Here is a 20663-nt window from a genome sequence, read left to right on the forward strand (position 1 = left end):
CCGTTACTCCAGTTGGGGGTGTTACTCTGCCGCGGGTTTTTCGCCCGCGACCTCTTCTGCGGAAATCACCTCAACAGGCAGCCCCAGACTGTCAAGCTGAGGCCGGACGGTTTCGGCGTCGCCGACCACCACCCAGACGAAGTTATCGGGGTCGAGAGCCTCGCGTGCCGCAGCGTCGAGCTCCTCACGCGACAGCGCGCGATATTTTTGCGCGATCGTGTCGTAATAATCGTCCGGACGGCCGAACAGGTCGTTGCTCTGCATCGCGCCAAGCACCGAGTCGCTGGTTTCGAACGCACCCGAAAGCTCGCGGATATTGCCCTTGATCGTCAGATCGAATTCCTCGGGCGTGATCCCCTTGGTCGACAGGAAGCTGGTGACGTCCTGCTGAAGCGAGGCGATCGATTCCCCGGTCTTGTCCGCCTGAACCGGCGCGACGATCATATAGGGGACGCTGTTTTCGTACCGGCGGAAGATGCCATAGGCGCCATAGGACCAGTGTTTTGCCTCACGCAGGTCCATGTTGATCCGGCTGAGGAAATCGCCGCCGAGCACATCGTTGGCAGTCAGCACCGGCAGCAATTCGCCCTGCGCGGAAAGCGATGTGAGCTGTCCGCCCAGAATCACCGACTGCGGCGAATCGGGACGATTCACCAACAGGATGTGCGGCGTCGACTGAACGGCGGCGGCGCTGAAATCCTTGACGCCGGCATCGCCGGTCGCGGTCCAGTTGCCGAAGCCGGCTTCAAGCGCCGACACGATTTCGGAAAGCGGCCGGTCCGATACGACGAAGACCTTCGCCTTGTCCGGGCGCACCCAGGCATCGTGGAAGGCGACGAGGTCGTCCCGCGACAATGCCGCGACCGCTGCGGGATCGCCGCGCCCTGCGCCCAGCTTCGCATAGGGCGAGGCCGAGCCGTACACGAGCGGCGGCAATGCACGCATCGCAATGCCCTGCGGATTGGTCAGCTCCTGCGAAATCGACGCAAGCAGCTGATTGCGCAGCCGTTCGACTTCCTCAGGCGCGAACGCCGGATTGCGGACGATATCGGAAAAGAGATCGACCGAAGCGGTGAGGTTCGGGCTGGGCGTCGACAATGTCGCGGTCGTACGATCGGCCGAAGCGCCAAGACTGATGCTCGCGCCAAGCCGCTCCTTGGCTTCGGCGAGCTGGATCGAATCCATGTCGTCGGTGCCTTCGTCCATGACGCTGAGCATCAGCGACTGGGTGCCGAGCGCATCGGCGGGATCCGCCACCATGCCCGCATCGAAGCTCAGGGCGATCTGTGTCACCGGCACCGCGTCGCGATGCGCGTAGATTACTTCGACGCCGTTCGACAGCGTCGTGCGCGTGACATCGGGGAAGTCGAGATCGGAAAGCTGGCCGACATCGGGCATCGGATCGCGCTTGACCGTCGCTTCCTGCTCGGCGGCAGGAGTTTCGGTGGCATCGGGCTCCGCCGAACGATCGGCCTGTTCGGACTCAGCATAGGCTTCGCGATCGCCCGGCGAAATGACCAGCTGATAATAAGGCTGTCCCAGCCATTTCTGTGCGGCGGCCTGCGCCATTTCCGGCGTCGTTGCAGCCAGCGCCTCGAGCTGCTTGGCATAGAAGCCCGGATCGTTCGAATAGAGTGCGCCTTCGGCAAGCGTCACTGCCTTGCCGCCGAAGCCACCGACCGATTCAAGGCTTTCGAGCTGGCTCGCCACGGTGCTGGTCGCATAGCGCTGCACTTCGTCCGCCGTGGGGCCGTTGGCGAGATAATCGGCGATGATCTCATCCAGCCGCTTTTCGACCAGCGCCGGATCGACGCCGGGGCGAACATTGATGATGATGTCGAACGTGCCCGCCTGCGCCATCGAATCGGCGCCCGCCTGGACGCTGACCGCGAGCTTTTCCTGACGCACGAGAATATTGTCGAGGCGCGAGGACGAGAGTCCACCCAGCACGCCGCCGGCGACCTGAAGCGGCACCGAATCGGGATCGTTGACGCCGGGAATCTGCCAGATGCGATAGATGCGCGTCGCGGCGACGTGATCGGTCATCGTTTCCTTGACCGTCTGCGTCATCGGCCGCGCCGTCACTTCGGGCAGCTCGCTTTTCGGCCCGCGCGGGATCGCACCGAAATATTTTTCGACCAGCGGGCGCGCTTCGGCCGCATCGATGTCGCCGGCGAGTACCAGCACCGCATTGTTCGGACCATAATGCGAGCGGAACCAGTTCTTCACCGTTTCCAGGCTGGCGGCATCGAGGTCGGCCATCGAACCGATGACATTGTGGCCATAGGGATTGTCGGGGCCGAACACCCCTTCCATGATCTTGTACCAGGCAAGGCCATAGGGGTTGTTGTCGCCCTGACGCTTTTCGTTCTGGACGACGCCGCGCTGTTCATCGAGCACGTCCTGAGTCACTGCGCCGAGCAGATAGCCCATGCGGTCGCTTTCCAGATACAGCGCCTTTTCGAGCGCCGGACGCGGGACCGTTTCGAAATAATTGGTGCGATCGAACGAGGTGGTGCCGTTCAGGTCGGTCGCGCCCACTTCGCGCAGCGGCGCGAAGAAATCGCCCGGTGCATTTTCCGATCCATTGAACATCAGATGTTCGAACAGATGCGCGAAACCCGTTTCGCCCTCCGGCTCATGCTTCGAACCGACATCATACCAGACCGAGAGCGCGACGATCGGCGCCTTGCGATCGGTGTGCACGATGACGCGCAGACCGTTGTCGAGCGTGAATTCCTGATAAGGAATGTCGATCGCCGAAACCAGTTCGGCCACCGACGCCGGTTCGGGAGCGTCAGCCTGCTGGGCGACGGCCACCGGCACGGCAAACGGAACAGCCGCGGCGACAAGCGCGCAGGCAGCCGCACGGCAAAGGAGATGCGAAGTTTTCATGAAGCGAGTCCCCGGTACTTGGAATGCCGGGGAACATACTCCGCGCAACGATTGCCGCAAGCGGTGACCGTATTATTTCCACAAATCACCCTTGCGGCGACGCGATTCAGCATTAGGGTCGCGCGCAACAATCAAATTTCCGGGGGCACCAATGCGATTTTCCTTATTCCTGACAGCCGTGTCGCTGGCGCTTGCGCCGACGATGGCGGTCGCCCAGACGGCCGAGGAGCCGACCTTCTCCGCCGAGCGGGTAAAGGCCGACATCACGTTCCTTGCGAGCGACGAGCTGGAGGGCCGCAATGCCGGCGACCGCGGTTATGACGTTGCCGCGCGCTTCGTCGCGACGCGCTTCGAATCGATGGGCCTTGTTCCCGGCGGCCCCGACGGCAGCTGGTATCAGATGGTTCCCTTTGCCGAAGTCGGGCTGGAAGGCACGCCGGTCATGACCGTCGACGGCAAGCCGCTGGAACAGGGCAAGGACATGCTGATCGGCGCGGGCAGCGCGCTGGATGGCGGCGAACAGTCAGTCGTCGGCAACGCGGTCTTCGTCGGCCATGGCATGGTTTCGGAAGAGCTGGGCATCGACGATTATGCCGGCATCGACGCGACCGGCAAGATCGTCGTCTATTTCGTCGGCCCGCCCGCCGACCTGACCCCGCAACAGGTCGGCGCGCTGCGTTCGGTCAACCGCGTTCAGGTTGCCGCCGATCACGGCGCGGTCGGCGTGCTGATGGTGCTGCGTCCCGAGGATGTGCGCATCCCGTGGGAAGAACTGGGCCATTATGTCACCGGTTCGAGCACGCAGCTGCTCAATGCCGATGGCACGTCGCGTCAGGAAGCGGCACCCGGCGGCATCAAGATGTCTGCCTATATCCGCCCCGAAACGCTGGCGCCGCTGTTTGAAGGTACCGACATGACCGTCGAAGGCGCGCTGGAAGCAGCCAAGAGCCTGGAGACGACTGCAGTCGAATTGCCGCATCAGGTGATGCTGTCGCGCAATGTGTCGGTCCGCCGGTTCCAGTCGCCCAACGTCATCGGCCTGTTGCCGGGTTCGGATCCCGTGCTGAAGAACGAATATGTGCTGCTGACCGCGCATCTCGATCACAACGGCATCGATCCGGGACTGGAAGGCGACCAGATCTATAACGGCGCGATGGACAATGCGTCGGGCACCGCGACGATGCTGGAGGCCGCGCGCGCCTTCATGTCGACCGGCACGGCGCCGCGCCGTTCGATCATGTTCGTGTCGCTGACGGCGGAAGAGGACGGCCTGCTCGGTTCGACCTTCCTTGCCAACAACTGGTTCGTCGAAGGCGGCAAGATGGTCGCCGACGTCAATCTCGACATGCCGGTGCTGACCTATGACTTCAAGGATGTGGTCGCGTTCGGTGCGGACCATTCGACGCTGGGCCCGATCGTCGCGGCCGCCACGGCCAAGGCGGATGTCAGCCTGTCGCCCGATCCGATGCCGGAGGAAAATCTGTTCGTCCGTTCGGACCACTACAGCTTCGTAAAAGCTGGCGTCCCGTCGGTATTCCTCGTCACCGGTTTCCAGAATGGCGGCGAGGAAGCGTTCCGCCACTTCCTGGCGACCGATTATCACAAGGTGAGCGATCAGATTGACCTTCCCTTCAACTGGGAAGCCGCCGCCAAGTTCGCGCGGATCAACTTCCTGATCGCCCGCGAAATCGCCAACGCCGATACGGCGCCGATGTGGTATGAAGGCGACGAATATGGCGACCGTTATGCGCCCGATGCACCCAAGGCACCGGCGCCCGCCGAGGAACCGGCAGCCGAAGCCGCCGAATAAGGCGCTTCACTATACCTGAAACGAAACGGCGCGTGTCCCCCGGGACGCGCGCCGTTTCGTTTCAGGGGTTGGCGGCGGGAGCCATGACCAGGCCGACCCGATCGATCAGGTCATGACCGCGAAGCACCTCCAGCGCCTGGGAAAGGCAGAGGTAGGAAGCGTCGCGATCGGCATGCAACTGCACTTTCACCTTACCCGCTTGCGCAGCGGCGGCCAGCGCGGGCAGATCCTCGATCGCCAGCGCGGCATCGTTTACGGTGAGCCGGCAAGGCGCCCCCGCCAGCACCGCGATCCGCAGGGGTTCAGGCTCGCGGACCTGTTCAACCCTTGCGATTCCCGCCTGCTGTAATGCGAACACCGTCGCCGTAACGCATGATTCCGGCGCGTCATCGCTATCCACCACGCGGACGTCCCGGTGATCGGCGGCCCAGCCAGACGCCCGCGCCATCACTTCGTCGACGCCGAATGGCTCACCATCCGAAACGACCGTGCATTGCGTGCCGTCAAACCCTATCTTCAGCGATACGAGCTCAGGTGCGTCCTGAAGCGTCGACAGGCCGAGCATCAGCGCAAAAATCATCGCACACCCCTCTTGTGTTGCAAATATACAACACCATCTTGAGCGCATAGGATAGCAGGGACATCTAATGAATCTCGAAAAATTCACCGATCGCGCCAAGGGCTTTCTCCAGTCGGCGCAGACCGTCGCGATCCGCATGAACCATCAGCGGATCACGCCCGACCATCTGCTCAAGGCGCTGCTCGAAGATAATGAGGGCATGGCCGCGGGGCTGATTCAGAAGGCCGGCGGCAATCCCGCACGCGCGGTACAGGAAACCGATGCCGCACTGGCGCGCATCCCCGCCGTTTCGGGGTCGGGCGCGCAGCAGACACCGGGGCTGGACAATGATGCCGTGCGCGTGCTCGATTCGGCCGAACAGGTCGCGCAAAAGGCCGGCGATTCCTATGTCACGGTCGAACGGCTGCTGCTCGCGCTGGTGCTCGCTTCCACGACCAATGCCGGCAAGGCACTGGCGGCGGCGGGCGTGAAGGCCGAAGCGCTCAACGCCGCGATCAACGAACTGCGCGGCGGCCGGACTGCCGACACCTCGAGCGCCGAGGACCGCTATGACGCGCTCAAGAAATTCGCGCGCGACCTGACCCAGGCGGCGCGCGACGGCAAGCTCGATCCGGTGATCGGCCGCGACGAGGAAATTCGCCGCACCGTCCAGATCCTTGCCCGCCGCACCAAGAACAACCCGGTGCTGATCGGCGAACCGGGCGTCGGCAAGACCGCCATCGCCGAAGGGCTGGCGCTGCGCATTGCCAATGGCGATGTGCCCGACAATCTGAAGGACCGGCAGCTGATGGCGCTCGACATGGGCAGCCTGATCGCCGGCGCCAAATATCGCGGCGAATTCGAAGAGCGGCTGAAGGGCGTGCTCGACGAAGTGAAAGGCGCCGAAGGGCAGATCATCCTGTTCATCGACGAGATGCACACGCTGATCGGCGCGGGCAAGACCGAAGGCGCGATGGATGCCGGCAACCTTTTGAAGCCCGCCCTCGCACGCGGCGAGCTGCATTGCATCGGCGCGACCACGCTCGAGGAATATCGCAAATATGTCGAGAAGGACGCGGCGCTCCAGCGGCGGTTCCAGCCCGTATTCGTGGGTGAACCCACGGTCGAGGATACCATTTCGATCCTGCGCGGCCTGAAGGAAAAATATGAGCTGCACCATGGCGTGCGGATCACCGATGGTGCGCTGGTTTCGGCGGCGACGCTTTCCAATCGCTACATCACCGACCGGTTCCTGCCCGACAAGGCGATCGACCTGATGGACGAGGCGGCGAGCCGCATCCGCATGGAAGTGGAGAGCAAGCCCGAAGAGATCGAAGCGCTCGACCGGCGGATCATCCAGCTCAAGATCGAGCGCGAGGCGCTGAAGAAGGAAACCGATGCGGCGTCGCGCGATCGGCTGGAAAAGCTCGAAGCCGAGCTCGACGGGCTGGAAAGCGAATCCGCGCAGCTGACCGAGCGCTGGCAGGCCGAGAAGGTGAAGATCCAGTCCGAAGCGAAGCTGAAGGAACAGCTCGATGCGGCGCGGCTGGAACTGGAACAGGCGCAGCGTTCGGGCGATCTGGCCCGCGCAGGCGAGCTTTCCTATGGCACCATCCCGGCGCTGGAAAAGCAGGTTGCCGAAGCGCAGGGCGCCACCGAAGGCGCGATGCTGCGCGAGGAAGTGACCAGCGACGATATCGCCGCGGTGGTGAGCCGCTGGACCGGCATTCCGGTCGACCGGATGCTGGAAGGCGAGCGCGAGAAGCTGCTCAACATGGAAAGCGCGCTCGGCGCGCGGGTGATCGGCCAGGCGGATGCCGTGAAGGCGGTGTCGACTGCCGTCCGCCGGAGCCGCGCGGGGCTTCAGGACCCGAACCGACCGCTGGGCAGCTTCCTGTTCCTGGGGCCGACCGGCGTCGGCAAGACCGAGCTGACCAAGGCGCTCGCCGAGTTCCTGTTCGACGATCCGAACGCGATGGTGCGCATCGACATGAGCGAATTCATGGAGAAGCACGCGGTTGCGCGGCTGATCGGCGCGCCTCCCGGCTATGTCGGCTATGAGGAAGGCGGCGTGTTGACCGAAGCGGTACGGCGGCGCCCTTATCAGGTCGTCCTGTTCGACGAAGTCGAGAAGGCGCATGGCGACGTGTTCAACATATTGTTGCAAGTGCTCGACGACGGGCGCCTGACCGACGGTCAGGGACGCACGGTCGATTTTTCGAACACGATCATCATCATGACATCGAATCTGGGATCGAACTTCCTCACCAATCTGGGCGAGGGCCAGTCGGTCGACAGCGTCGAACCCCAGGTGATGGAAGTCGTCCGGGCGCATTTCCGCCCCGAATTCCTCAATCGGCTGGACGAGATCATCCTGTTCCACCGGCTGGGCCAGGAACATATGGGTCCGATCGTCGATATTCAGGTCGCGCGGGTGCGCAAGCTGCTCAAGGATCGCAAGATCACGATCGATCTCAGCGATGCTGCGCGCGAATGGCTGGGGCGGGTCGGATACGACCCGGTCTATGGCGCTCGCCCGCTCAAACGCGCGGTACAACGCTATCTGCAGGATCCGCTCGCCGATCTGATCCTGAAGGGCGAAGTGAAGGACGGATCGACCGTGCAGGTCGGCGAAGGCGATGGTCAGCTGGTGCTGCGCGTCGAATGATCGGTGGGTTCGACGTCAGTCGTTGAGATAGGCATCGATAAAGGGTTGCAGATGGCTGCGATAGGGCTCGGCATTGCCGAGCCCGGCCCGATTGATCGGCTGGCGTACTTGCATCACGCTTGCAGTCGAGACAACCCGCTCGGTCTTGTGCGGAGCGAACGGAGCCTCCTCTTGTGCCAGGCCGCAAAAGTCGAGAATCCGGGCGATCTCATGCTCAGGATCAGTTACAAGCTGCGCATAGTCGACTGTCAGAATACGGTCGGGCAACAGCTGTGACCAATATGCATAGAGCGCGTCCTCAAGCTGGAAATAATAAGCGATATCAGCAAGCTTCCAGCTCCAGTCCACACCGCTGGCAAAATAGGTGCGGAACGCCGACCATGCGCAATCGAGCGGATCACGCCGTATCCAGATGACTGGGGATTGCGGCAGCAGGCTGGCGATAAGTCCTATGTGCCGCGAACTGTTGAGTCCCTTGTCGACGAAGCGCCCGCGTTCTGAAAAGCGCTCCCGGCAAAGATGAAGATACAGTCTACTCAGGGTATCAGCGGGACTGCGCGCCAGATATGCCTGTAGTCCGGCAATCGAATTTTCCGGAAGGTCGCGCACGACGATGTTCATCCGGCCAAGCTCTTCCCCGCCAATTACCGCCGAATGGCTGGCCAATATCTGTTCGACCAGCGTGGTGCCCGACCGGGGCAAGCCGGTGACGAAAATTGCATCACTGCTGTCGGCGCGAACGGTCGCGGCGATGCGATCGATCGCCGCGCGGCCGAATTCGGCACGGCTTTGCTCCGCGTCCTTGCGATCGGTCGCCCGATCATAGGGGCGCTGAGTAGCCGCCAAGCGAGCGCCCTCGGCAAAATGACCAAAGGCCGGTTCGACCGCCGTGCGATCGAAGTAAAGCGCGCCGGCGGCATAGTGATATTGGCTGCGCTCCAGCGGATGCGCCGTGGCAAGCTTCGGCCCGGCGTCGAGAATGCGCGCCGAGACGGGATCGTCCCACTCGCGTTTGCGGCATGCCGAAAGCGCAAGCATTGCCTGACCCGATTTAGGGTTCGCGTCGAGTGCGGTGAGTAGATGGCGCTCGGCATCGTCTATCCGCCCGAGATTGAGTGCGATGGTACCGAGCAGAAAGGCATGGCCGGCAGGATCGGGAATATGCGGCGGCAACGTCTGAAGGAGCGCCCGGGCATCGTCGAGCCTGCCGGTCTGCGCGGCCAGCGCGGCCTGCTCGAACACCAGCGAAGCGCTCCCGCGCCCCTGTGCAGCCAGAAGCTCCATGGCGCGGTTGGCGTCGCCAAGCTCGCCATTGGTCTGCATCACTTTCGCCACGGCCCGCCACTTTTCGCCAAGCGGCCCGCCGCGATCGATCAGGGTGCGCGCGGCATCGTTCACTGCGGCGCGGTTGCGGGACTGAAGCGCGGTAACAAACTGTCGCAGCAAGGTCAGATCAGGGTCGCTCACAATATCAGGTCGCTCTTGCAAAATCCTCTAAGATCAAGATACCCGTCCGACATCAATGGTGGGACTGGCTGCCGAAGGCGGGAAGCGCACTATCGCCGCAATAGGCCGATTCGAACGCAGCCATGAAGGGGCGATAGGGTTCCGAGACGCCTAGACCGCTCCTATTGACCGGACGGCGAACCTGCATCGCGCTGGCGGTCGTCACGGCGCTTTCATTGCGATGAAAATCGATCTGCTGCGCCTCGGGTTCAAGGCCGCAGTGCCGGGTGATCCGCTCCACCCACGCCGGAGGGTCGGCCACCAGTTCCCCATAGGGCACTTCCAGGAGCCTTCCGCCCAGTTGCTTGCGCCAATGCGCGAACAACTGATCCTCGATCAGCATATGATCGGCGATGTCGCCAAATTCCCATGCGCCAACGACGCTATTGGCCAGCCAAGCGCGATAGATCGACCAGGCATTGTCCATCGGGTCACGGCGCAGCCAGATGACCGGCGCATCGCGGAAGAGAACCGAAAACGGCCCGAGCGAACGGCTCTGGTTGAGGCTTTTGTCGATAAACATGCCGCTGCCCGACAGGCGCTCGGTTGCGAGCCGGAGATAGAGCTGGCGCAGCGTATCAATGTGGCCGCCGCTGCGCAGATACCGGTCGAAATCTTCCGGCGCAAAACCGTTGGCTGTTGCTTCGATCTGGACGGCCAGGCCGAGTTCTCCCCCACCGTCGACGCCGCTATGGGCGGAAAGAATCCGTTCGACCAGCGTCGTACCGCTCCGGGGGATCCCGCTAACGAAAATCGGCCTGCGCTCCGCCTCCGGCTGCGGCCGGGCGTATCTGGCGATAAGACCGGCATCCCATCGGCGCGCCACATTCGCTGACGCACGGTTGTCGGATGCATTGTATCGCAACAGCTTGCCGAGTATTTCGGTCGATTGGCGGTAATGCGCGAATGCCGCCGCATAATCGCCTCGGCCATGATCGAGGAGCCCCAGCGCGTTTTCGACCGCAGCCTGATCCGTCTCGCCCTTGAAAAGAGCAGATTGCGCCATCCTGCGCAGTTGCGCTTCTTCCTCTCTGGAAATCGGCCCGGACTGCGCCAATCCAAGCCATGAGCGGCCCGAGCCGTGATCAGCAGCAATAGCGCGACGGAACTGGCGCTGCGCTTCGGCAGCGTCGCCCAGATTGGTGGCAATCGATCCGCGCAAATAGGCATTTGCGACGATACTGGGCTGGTCATCCGGCATCCCCTTGAGGCAGGCGAGCGCCTCCGCGCTCCTGCCGCTTCGGGCCAGCAAAACAGCCTTTTCATGGTCGGCGGCAAATGCCGGCGCGCCCTGCTCGTTCCAGAAATGCAGCGCCTTGAGCGCAAGAGTAAGCTCCCCCCAGCGCGACAATTGCAGGGCCGCGCCCAGCCATTGCGAATTCAGCGGCGCCTTCTGGTCGATCAGAATGTTCGCAGCGGCAACGAGATTGGTGCGGTCGTCGCGCTGGAGCGCCTGCTTGAATTGAGCCGCAGCATTTTTGAGCAGTTCGATGTCCATCGCGCTTCCGTAGCAGATAAAAAAGGGGCGGCATCCTGCCGCCCCTTCCAGTTCGAGAAATATGGTCTCGGTGTGTCGATCAGTTGTCCCCACCGAAACGCAGGAACGCCGTCAGACGAACCGAACGCGGCGCTTGATAGCCGGTGACATACCCATAGTTGGGGTTGACACCGCCCTGCGTGATGTCGCCGAACTCGTTGCGATCGAGCACCGACTTCCAGTTGAAGACGTTGAACACGTCGACACGGAACTTCACGCCCGGCATAGTTTCCTGGAACGGAGCGATCGTGAAACCGAGGTCCACACTCTTGTTCCAATCCGATTCGAACGCCGTGCCGCGCGGGACGAGGACCGAACCGGTGCCCGTGCCGTCTGCCGGACCCGAGTCCAGACCATCGCCCCCGAAACGAGCCTGACGGCAATAGTAGGATGCGGCGCCGTACGAATATTCGAACGTGCTCGAGTCGTTCTGGTAATTACCGATGCAGCTGAATTTACGCGGCGATTCAACCACCACGTTCACGCCGATGTCGAGCCAGTCGGTCGGCATGATGTGCCCGTAGAACTTGAACGAATGTTCGCGACCGTTGGCGAGATCGCCATAGGCACCGTCCAGGAAGCCCGGCTGGTCGAAGTCCTGAGTCAGGCCGGTATCGGTCTGGTTGTTGTCGGACTTCACGCCACCTTCGAAGTTGCCGCGCAGACGCGTGAAGGTATAGTTGAAGGTGAAGCCATAAACGCCGTTGAAGGCCTTTTCGACTTCAAACTCGATGGCGTCATAGTTACGCGTAGCCGCCGGATAGCCCAGATCGGCTGCATTCAGCGTCACGACATCGCACTGACCAGCGATCGTGCAATCACCGTCCAGACGCACCGTCACGTCGCTGCCCGGGTTGAGCAGCGTGTACTGATGGAAACCGCTCCACACCGATGCGCAGCCCGCGATGCCGTTGGCATTGCAATATGCAATGACCGCGGCGTCGATGGCAGCGTCTTCGAGCGTGTCGCCCAGGCGACGGTTGATGTAGTTGATGCCGACACGCCAATCACCGAAGCGGTGCTCGGCACCGATGATGAATTCGTCGGTATAGCTCGGCTTCAGGCTCGCAGACACGAGCGTGTCGACCGCACCCAAGGTACCATCACCATAGACGGTGTAGCAAATTTCACCCGCATTCGGCGAACCGGCGGGGCAGATGTTGCCGCCAAAGTTCGACACGAAACCGACCATGTCGCCGTTCGCGTCCAGCGTGTAGAAATCAGGGATACCGTTGCCGTCAGCGTCGGTCGACGTACCGTAGTTGTCGATCTGGCGATAATAGGTTTCCGCACCGCCGAGACGAATGTTCGTATTCGTTGCGATCGGCAGGTAATAGCGGCCCCAATAGCCCTTGATCTTCGTACGACCGTCACCGAACACGTCGAACGACGCACCCAGACGCGGAGCCCAAAGGTCACCCGAGTCATAATATTTGTCACCATTGACGGTGTAGTTCTGGAAGCGGTCGTTACGAACGCCGAGCTGCAGGTTCAGGCGGCCGTCGAGCGCTGACCAGCTGTCCTGAATGTAGAAGGCGCGCTGATCCGTTTTGAACGAACCCACATTGTTATAGTAATAACGAATGTTGAGGTTCGAACGAACGTCGTAGCGATAACCCGTACCATTGTAGGTGGTGTTTTCTTCCGCCGCCAGCTTCTCGAGGTCGAAGCCGACACGGAAGTGATGCTCACCCAGGAAGTTGACATAGACGTCGGCGTCGGCGCGATAGATTTCGCGCTTATCCTTGTCGGCAAGCTTGCCGGTCACAGTACCGCCGGCCACAAACTGACCACCGATGCGCGACAGGATATAGGCTTGGTCGGGGTTGGCGACCTGCGTACCGATATTGTTGTACTGACCATAGGATGCCGACAGCGTCAGCCAATCGCTGAACTGGCCGGTATACGATCCGATGAAGTTGTCACCGCCATATTCGGAAATGACGCCGCCCTGCGAAGCGCCGATCGAATCGGTGGCAGCATCATATTCGTAATAATTGGTGTACTGAGTCGCACGGTCGCGGAAATAGGTACCTTCCAGACGGTGGCCGTCGGTGATCACGAAGTCGACCTTGCCGCCAAAGAACGGGCTGTTGTTCTCGGTGATCGTGTGGCGCCCGCCCGACGAGCTCGTGCTCTTCGTCTTCGTCCAGCGCGGGTTGTAGAGCGCATAGAAGAACAAGCGATCCTTGATGATCGGACCCGACAGGTAGAAATTAGCTTCGACCCGGTTCGAGTAATCGTCTTCGTTCAGCGCACCGATGACGTCACCGCTCGTCGCAGCAAGGTTATCTGCGTCGACATAGGTGTTCGGCGAATCGCTACGCAGGCCATCTGGCGAGTAGATCAGGACAGCACCGGCTTCGAGGTTATTCGAACCCGAACGCGTAACGGCCGAGGTCACACCACCGAGCGCGCGACCATATTCGGCCTGATAGCCGCCGGTTTTGACATCGATGGTGCGATAAAATTCGAACGGAATGATCGACGAACCCAGGAAGCTCCGGAAGTCCGTGATGTTCAGGCCGTTCACATAATAGGCATTTTCAGCAACGGTGGCGCCGCCGATCGAAGCTAGGTTGCCGAAACCGGCGTCACCGGCAGTCGTACCCGGAGCGAGCAGGATCAGCGAAGTCTGGTCGCGGCCAACGGGAACCGTTTCCGCAAGCGTGGCGACGTCGAGCGTCACACCGGTCTGGGTCGCCGCAAAGTCGTTAACTTCGACGCGCTGACCGACGACTGTGATTTCGTCACCCACGGCAACCGAGCTGTCCGAAACAGCGACATAGCGCGACGGGTTGGTCTGGCCGGCGACGACGCGAACGCTCGGATCGCTGGCGATAACCGAACCACCGCGCGTGATCGTCACCTGATAGGTGCCGGTCGGAAGGCCGTTGATGCGGAACGCACCCGAGCCATCGGTCATCGCGGTGTTCGTGAAGCCCTGTTCGTTCGAAGTGATCGAAACGGACGCTCCCGAAACCGGCACGCCGGCTTGGTCGACCACGGTGCCGCTCAGCGTACCGCGCGTGTAATCCTGCGCCGCAGCCGGAGCCGCGAACGCGACGGCTGCACCAGCACCCGCGCCGATGAGCGCAAGTGCTCGAAGCGCGGTCCCCGCGCGCAACGACTTGCGTGTGTTATGAAGAGTGTTCTTCACGATGTTTTCCCTCGTCTATTCCGGTCGACCCGCAAAGGAGCGCCCCTGACCGGAGTTTGCCCGTCTCTCAAAAAAAGCGCGCGAAAGCGCATTGAGAAACATGTTGCAGAGGGATGAAGGTCCGCTTTCCGGCTGTAAAGGTGACATTCAGGTTGAAGCACCGCCTTTTGGGTCAGGTGTAGCCAAAATGCCACAACTTCGTCGTCAGGCCGTCTCCGAACGCGCCTAGTGCAGCCGATTTTTTGTGCAGGTGCGAAAAGCCTGCCGCCTTATTGCGCAGCGGGCATCGGCCCGGCGATCAACAGCGGATCGATCCGCGCCGCGCGCCATTTCATGCTCCAGTGGAGATGCGGGCCGGTGGCAGATCCGGTCATCCCGATCGCGCCGACCGGCTGGCCACGGCGAACATGCTCACCCACCTTCACATCGATTCGCGACAAGTGGAGAAAGGCGCTGTTGAGCCCCATGCCATGGTCGAGCATCAGGAGATGCCCTTCGAGGGAAAAGGGCGTTTCGGCAGCCAGAATCACGACGCCGTCGGCGGGCGCAAGCACGGTGGTGCCAGTCGGCCGGGCGATATCGACTCCCGAATGATAGGAAGCCGGTTCGCCGCCATAGATGCGCTGGGAACCGAATAGACCCGAAATCCGGCCGGTTACGGGCCAGAGAAAGTCCTGGCGCCACCCGTCTGCGCCGGTCTGCATCGCACGCGCGGCGACGATCTGCTCGATTTCGCCTGCACGGCGCCGGCGCCACGCATCGGACACCTGTGAACGCGGCGGCAGCCGGTCGATTCGCTCGATATGCCAGGCGCGCGGGCTGACGGTCAGATCGTCGCGAACTTCGGTCCCGTCGCGCAGCCGCGCGACCAGCGTTGCGCTGCCCGCCGCATCCCGATCGAATGCGATCAGGAATTCGCCATCCGCAGCGACCGGCACCGAATCGCCGTTGAAGGTTAGGAACGTCGTGCCCTCCGGCGCCGTGCCTCGCACCACGCCGCCCTGAGTCATCGGCCCGTGCAGCGTGAAATGCGGCGCGGCCTGTTGCGGCGCGACAGGCGCAGGCGCGGCCGGCGCAACGACGGGCACCGACAGTGGCGCCGCCGCCACAGGTTCCCCCGCCGGCATTTTCATGCAGGTGGTCAGCGCAACAAGCGCGACGGCTCCGCCAATCAGCTTTCCCCCCGGCATCGTCAGCCCCTCATCGCCTTTCCGGCGATTTCGGCAGAGGCATAGGGCTCCTGCCTTTCCACGCTCCAATAGCGCAGCTCGTCGAGCGCGATATGTTCGCCCGACACGGCACAGACGACATGGTCGCCGGCGGTCAGCACCCGGAACCCATTGGCCATATAATGAAGCCGCGCGGCACGGCTGGACTTGGACATCAGCATCGCTGGCGACCTCCTGAAAAGACTTCGGATCATGCGCATCAGAGCAGCGTCGGCTGCTCGGCTTTGGGTTCAGGATAGGATCTGCCGCCCGATCGCTCAACCCGCGCGTCGACACTTCCGTCGATGAAGCGCAGCGTCAGCGCGCCGGCGGCGCGCGCCGCATCGGCATTGGGCAGCACCTTGCCGGTCCCGCGCCCCTCGACCCACGCATAGCCTTTTTCGAGCGGCCGGTTGGGGTGGACGAGATCGAGATGCCGTCCCACGCCCTCGAGCCGCTGGCGCGCAGCGGCGAGCCGCTGGACCAGCATCGCCGGGCGCAGCGCGCCCGCCGCGCGATCAAGGTCGCGGCGCCCGCGCGTCAGGCGGTTTTCGAGGCCGCGATCGAGCCGCGCACCGATATCGTCCAGCTTCTGCCGCTGCGGCCCGAGCAGCGCGTCGCGTTTCGGCAACACGCGCACCAGCGCCGCCAGCCGCTCGCCCGCGCGCTCGTGATAGCGCCGCGCACAGCGTTCGCTGCGCAGCCCCAGCGTCGCCAGGTTATTCGCCAGCTCTGCGAGAACCGGCACTGCGATTTCCGCCGCTGCCGTCGGCGTCGGCGCGCGCAGATCGGCGGCATAGTCGGACAGGCTGGTGTCGGTTTCATGCCCCACCGCCGAAATGATCGGGATGCGGCAATCGGCAATCGCGCGCACCACCGGCTCTTCGTTGAACGCCCAGAGATCCTCGATCGAACCGCCGCCCCGCGCGACGATCAGCAGATCGGGCTTTGTCACCGGGCCGTTGCCGGGCATCGCATCGAACCCGCGGATCGCGGCGGCGATTTCGGCCGCCGCGCCTTCCCCCTGCACCTTCACCGGCCAGAGCAGCACATGGCTGGGGCAGCGATCCTCAAGCCGGTGGAGAATGTCGCGGATCACTGCGCCGGTCGGCGACGTGACGACGCCGATGGTGCGCGGCATGAACGGCAGCGGCTGTTTGCGGTTTTCGTCGAACAGGCCTTCGCTCGCCAGCTGGCCCTTGAGCTTTTCGAACAGCGCCATCAGCGCGCCTTCGCCCGCCAGTTCCATCCGCTCGACCACCATCTGGTATTTCGACCGGCCGGGATAGGTAGTCAGCTTGCCGGTGACGACGACTTCGATCCCGTCCTGCGGATTGAAGGCGAGCCGCTGGGCCGTGCCGCGCCACATCACCGCGTCGATAACCGCATCGGCATCCTTCAGCGCCAGATAGCAATGGCCCGAAGCTGCTCTTTTCCATCCCGAAATTTCACCGCGCACGCGGACATGGCCGAACTCTCCCTCGACCAAGCGCTTGAGTCGCGAAGAGATTTCGCCGACGCTCCACGGCGCGGCGTTGTCCCCGGGCGCCTGCTCGGCTACCAGCCGTTGCGAATCTGAATCGAATGGGGAATCGGCCATGAACGTCCTGCTGATCGGGTCGGGAGGGCGCGAACATGCGCTGGCATGGAAGCTGGCGCAATCGCCGCTGCTCGACAAACTTTATGCCACGCCGGGCAATCCCGGCATCGGCAACCATGCCCAACTGGCCGATATCGCCGCCGAAGACCAGCGGTCGATCATCGATTTCTGTCTGCGCAATTCGATCGACTTCGTCGTGGTCGGACCGGAAGCGCCGCTGGTCGCCGGGCTTGCCGACAATCTGCGTACGATGAAGATCGGCGTGTTCGGGCCGGGCCGCGATGCCGCGCAGCTCGAAGGATCGAAGGGGTTCACCAAGGATCTGTGCCGCCGCGAAAAGATCCCGACCGCCGCCTACAGCTTCGTAACGTCAAAGGATGGCGCGCGCGCCGCGCTCGACGAATTCGGCATTCCGGTGGTGGTCAAGGCCGACGGCCTTGCCGCGGGCAAGGGCGTCACGGTCGCCCGCACGCGCGAAGAGGCAGAGCAGGCCATCGCCGCGATCTTTACCGGCCATGGCGCGACTGCCGTGATCGAGGAATTTCTGGAGGGCGAGGAAGCAAGCCTGTTCGTCCTGACCGATGGCAAGACGATCATGCCGATCGGTTCGGCGCAGGACCATAAATGCGTCGGCGAAGGCGATACCGGCCCCAATACCGGCGGCATGGGCGCGTACAGCCCCGCGCCGGTGCTGACGCCCGCGCTGGAACAGCAGGCGCTCGATACGATCGTGCGTCCGACGGTGGAAGCGCTGGCGCGGGCAGGGTCGCCCTATTCGGGCGTGCTCTATGCCGGGCTGATGCTGACTGCCGATGGTCCCAAGCTGATCGAATATAATGTCCGGTTCGGCGATCCCGAATGCCAGGTGCTGATGCCGCGGCTCAAAAACGATCTGCTGGCGATCATGGTCGCAATCGAGGAAGGGCGGCTCGCCGATCAGCCCGCGCCCGAATTTGTCGACGAGACTGCGTTGGGCGTCGTGCTGGCGGCGCGCGGCTATCCCGGCACCCCCGAAAAGGGCGGCGTCATCTCCGGTATCGACGCTGCCGAAGCGACCGGTGCGCTCGTTTTTCATGCGGGTACCGTTGCAGAGGACGGCGCGCTCAAGGCGAATGGCGGCCGCGTGCTGACGGTCGTCGGCACGGGCGGCGATATCCGCGCGGCGCAACAGGCGGCCTATCGCGGCGTCGATGCCATCGATTTCCCGACCGGCTTCTGCCGTCGCGATATCGGGTGGCGCGAAGTGGAACGGGCGGACGCTTAGGTCGACCAGTTCGCGCCGATGCGCCCCCGGTCGGAGCGACGCCAGAGCGAAAATGCCGCCAGGGCGAACCAGCCGAGCATCAGCAGCGCCAGTGCGCGTTCGTAAAGGCCATCCCATCCGGTCGGCATGAGATAGAGCGGCGGGGCAGCCACTGCCCAGATTGCTGCGAACAGGCGCAATGCCCATTTCGCGCGCGGGTCCGCCGTCAGTCCGCGCGACGTCAGCCATACCTCCAGTGGAAAGCAGATGGCGAGCAGGCCGACGAAATAGAGATGCAGATCGGGTCCGCCGCCGGGCCGGTTATAGGCTTCATAAGCGGCGATCGCGACCACGGCTCCGGCGAGCACGGCCAGCAATATCCGGCCGATCGCCCAGTCCCATCCCGCGACCTTCCAGAGCGAAATCCCGCCCGCGACTGCGAGCACCGCGACCACGAAGCTGTAAAGGCCGGCGTCTTCAAGCCAGTCATAGCGGCCACCTGCCGCGACATTGCTGATCGTCTCGGCAATCGGTCCGATATTGTGCGCCAGCGTGACTCCGATCAGGTCCGCACCGGCCACGATCGCACAGCCGATCAGCGCCACCACCCCGCATGCCTGTGCCAGTCTCTTCCGGTTCGTCATCGCGGCCCTTCGGGTTGGTTTCCGACTGGCAGAGCGATCGAGCGCGGCAAGTCGTTCCTCGGGCGATATGGTTGCGGCATTGCCGGCGGCGCCTTGTCGCGGCGGCACTGCGCTGTCATGATCGCGGCAATTCCCAATTTCGCTGAGGTATTTGCATGCGCCCGTTGATTGCTGCCCTGATGCTGTTGCCGCTCGCGGCCTGCACCACCGGTGACAAGCCCGAGACCGTCACGGCACCCGAAATCTCGCTGCAGACGCTGAAGGATGTCACCAAAACGCTGTCTTCAGACGCATTCGAAGGCCGCGCGCCGGGCAGTGCGGGCGAGGAAAAATCGCTCGCCTATATCGTCGAACAGTTCAAGGCGGCCGGGCTGCAACCGGGCAATAACGGCAGCTGGTTTCAGGACGTGCCGCTGGTCGAAATCAGCGCGAAGAATGTCTCGCCGCTGACCTTTACCGGCGGCAGCGAAAACCTCTCGCTCGCTTATGGTCCCGACATGGTCGTCAGCACCTATCGCGTCACCCCGCATATCGAAGTGAAGGACAGCCCGGTCGTCTTCGTCGGCTATGGCATCAACGCGCCCGAGCGCGGCTGGAACGATTATGAAGGCGTCGACGTCAAAGGCAAGACAGTCATCATATTGGTCAACGATCCCGATTGGGAAACCGAAGGGCTGGATGGCACATTCGGCGGCCGCGCCATGACCTATTATGGCCGCTGGACCTACAAATATGAAGAAGCCGCGCGTCAGGGCGCTGCGGCAGCGATCATCGTCCACCAGACCGAACCAGCCGCCTATGGCTGGAACGTCGTCCAGTCGAGCTGAACCGGTGCGCAACAGGTCGCCGATGCCGAAAACGGCCATATGGATCAGTCCGCCGCCGATGGTTGGATCCAGCTGGAATATGCCAAAAAACTGTTCGCCAGCGCGGGACAGAATTTCGACGAACTGGCGCAGGCCGCCAAGCAGCCGGGGTTCAAGGCCGTACCGCTGACCGGGGTGCAGGCATCGGTGTCGTTCGACAATGACATCCGCAAGCACAGCTCGAAAAACGTCATCGGCATCCTGCCCGGCAGCGAGCGGCCCGACGAATATGTCCTCTATGCTGCGCATTGGGATCATCTGGGCCACTGCGAAGCGGCGCCCGATGGCGATGACATCTGCAACGGCGCCGTGGACAATGCGACCGGCGTCGCATCGCTCGTCGCGCTGGCCAAGGCGAACAGCGAAGCCGGACCCGCGCCGCGCAGCCAGGTGTTCCTTGCCGTCACTGCCGAGGAATCGGGCCTGCTCGGTTCGGCCTATTATGGCGACCATCCGGTCTTTCCGCTGGCACAGACGGTGGGCGGCGTGAACATCGATGCGCTGCAGCCGGTCGGCCCGTCGCGCAACGTGGTCGTGGTCGGCAAGGGCAAGTCGGAACTCGACGGATTTCTGGAACGCGCGCTCACCACCCAGGGCCGGGTCGCGTCGGACGAACCGACGCCCGAAAAGGGCTTTTATTACCGGTCGGATCATTTCAGCTTCGCCAAACATGGCGTGCCGATGATCTATTTCGAAGGCGGCGAGGATCTGGTCGAAGGCGGCACCGAAGCCGGCAAGGCGGCAGCCGAGGATTATACCGAAAACCGCTATCATGGCCCCAAGGACGAATATTCGGACGATTGGGACTGGTCGGGAATTCTGCAGAACGAGCAGCTTTACTATCTCGTCGGACGGTCGCTGGCGGAATCGGACGCATGGCCCAATTGGGTCGAAGGCGACGAATTCCGCGCCATTCGCGACCGGAGCCGCGCGCAAGCGAAGTAACGCACGCCCTCAGCGTCGCCCC

Annotated in this window: 12 protein-coding genes and 1 pseudogene; 4 read left to right on the forward strand and 9 right to left on the reverse strand. The window is 63.0% G+C overall.

The annotated features are described in order from the left end of the window. Positions 1-21: 21 nt before the first annotated feature. On the reverse strand, positions 22-2895 hold the full coding sequence (locus tag DKB74_RS15490) for a M16 family metallopeptidase (protein ID WP_109809096.1): 2874 nt from the start codon (positions 2893-2895) through the stop codon (positions 22-24). A 151-nt stretch (positions 2896-3046) separates the two neighbouring features. Here DKB74_RS15490 and DKB74_RS15495 point away from each other — a divergent pair, with 151 nt between their 5' ends. Then, positions 3047-4705, forward strand: coding sequence for a M28 family peptidase (locus DKB74_RS15495; protein WP_109809097.1), 1659 nt, complete (start codon positions 3047-3049; stop codon positions 4703-4705). A 61-nt stretch (positions 4706-4766) separates the two neighbouring features. Here DKB74_RS15495 and DKB74_RS15500 read toward each other — a convergent pair whose 3' ends face one another. Beyond that, the gene (locus DKB74_RS15500) at positions 4767-5285 is read right to left on the reverse strand and encodes a hypothetical protein (RefSeq protein WP_109809098.1); all 519 of its coding nucleotides are present in this window, start codon (positions 5283-5285) and stop codon (positions 4767-4769) included. A 67-nt stretch (positions 5286-5352) separates the two neighbouring features. On the opposite strand from DKB74_RS15500, the gene clpB reads away from it, so the two are divergent. Beyond that, positions 5353-7932, forward strand: a complete 2580-nt coding sequence (gene clpB, locus DKB74_RS15505) for an ATP-dependent chaperone ClpB (protein WP_109809099.1) — start codon at positions 5353-5355, stop codon at positions 7930-7932. A gap of 15 nt (positions 7933-7947) precedes the next feature. Here clpB and DKB74_RS15510 read toward each other — a convergent pair whose 3' ends face one another. From DKB74_RS15510 to xseA, 6 genes are all read right to left on the reverse strand, one after another. After that, positions 7948-9399: a tetratricopeptide repeat-containing sulfotransferase family protein gene (locus DKB74_RS15510; RefSeq protein ID WP_109809100.1), complete on the reverse strand. Its 1452-nt coding sequence runs from the start codon at positions 9397-9399 to the stop codon at positions 7948-7950. 52 nt (positions 9400-9451) lie between these two features. Further along, a complete protein-coding gene (locus tag DKB74_RS15515) occupies positions 9452-10936 on the reverse strand; it encodes a tetratricopeptide repeat-containing sulfotransferase family protein (RefSeq protein ID WP_109809101.1) in 1485 nt (494 codons plus the stop codon). A gap of 79 nt (positions 10937-11015) precedes the next feature. After that, complete coding sequence (locus DKB74_RS15520; protein ID WP_109809102.1) at positions 11016-14102, reverse strand: TonB-dependent receptor; 3087 nt, start codon at positions 14100-14102, stop codon at positions 11016-11018. Between the two features lie 302 nt (positions 14103-14404). After that, positions 14405-15325, reverse strand: a complete 921-nt coding sequence (locus tag DKB74_RS15525; protein ID WP_239987553.1) for a M23 family metallopeptidase — start codon at positions 15323-15325, stop codon at positions 14405-14407. A 2-nt stretch (positions 15326-15327) separates the two neighbouring features. Next, positions 15328-15525, reverse strand: coding sequence for a DUF2093 domain-containing protein (locus tag DKB74_RS15530; RefSeq protein WP_109809103.1), 198 nt, complete (start codon positions 15523-15525; stop codon positions 15328-15330). A 38-nt stretch (positions 15526-15563) separates the two neighbouring features. Next, positions 15564-16943 (reverse strand): exodeoxyribonuclease VII large subunit, encoded by a 1380-nt coding sequence (gene xseA, locus DKB74_RS15535; RefSeq protein ID WP_109809104.1) that lies wholly within the window; start codon positions 16941-16943, stop codon positions 15564-15566. On the opposite strand from xseA, the gene purD reads away from it, so the two are divergent. Then, positions 16942-18207: a phosphoribosylamine--glycine ligase gene (purD, locus tag DKB74_RS15540; RefSeq protein ID WP_109809105.1), complete on the forward strand. Its 1266-nt coding sequence runs from the start codon at positions 16942-16944 to the stop codon at positions 18205-18207. The two genes, xseA and purD, sit on opposite strands and share 2 nt — an antisense overlap. On the opposite strand, the gene DKB74_RS15545 is transcribed toward purD, so the two are convergent. Next, positions 18204-18830: a DUF998 domain-containing protein gene (locus DKB74_RS15545; protein WP_145961026.1), complete on the reverse strand. Its 627-nt coding sequence runs from the start codon at positions 18828-18830 to the stop codon at positions 18204-18206. The genes purD and DKB74_RS15545 overlap by 4 nt on opposite strands. A gap of 155 nt (positions 18831-18985) precedes the next feature. On the opposite strand from DKB74_RS15545, the pseudogene DKB74_RS15550 reads away from it, so the two are divergent. Continuing rightward, positions 18986-20641 (forward strand): annotated as a pseudogene (locus DKB74_RS15550) (M28 family metallopeptidase). The last annotated feature ends 22 nt before the right edge of the window (positions 20642-20663 follow it).

Origin of the sequence: Stakelama portus (assembly GCF_003171655.1) — a bacterium.
Lineage (GTDB): Bacteria > Pseudomonadota > Alphaproteobacteria > Sphingomonadales > Sphingomonadaceae > Sphingomonas > Sphingomonas portus.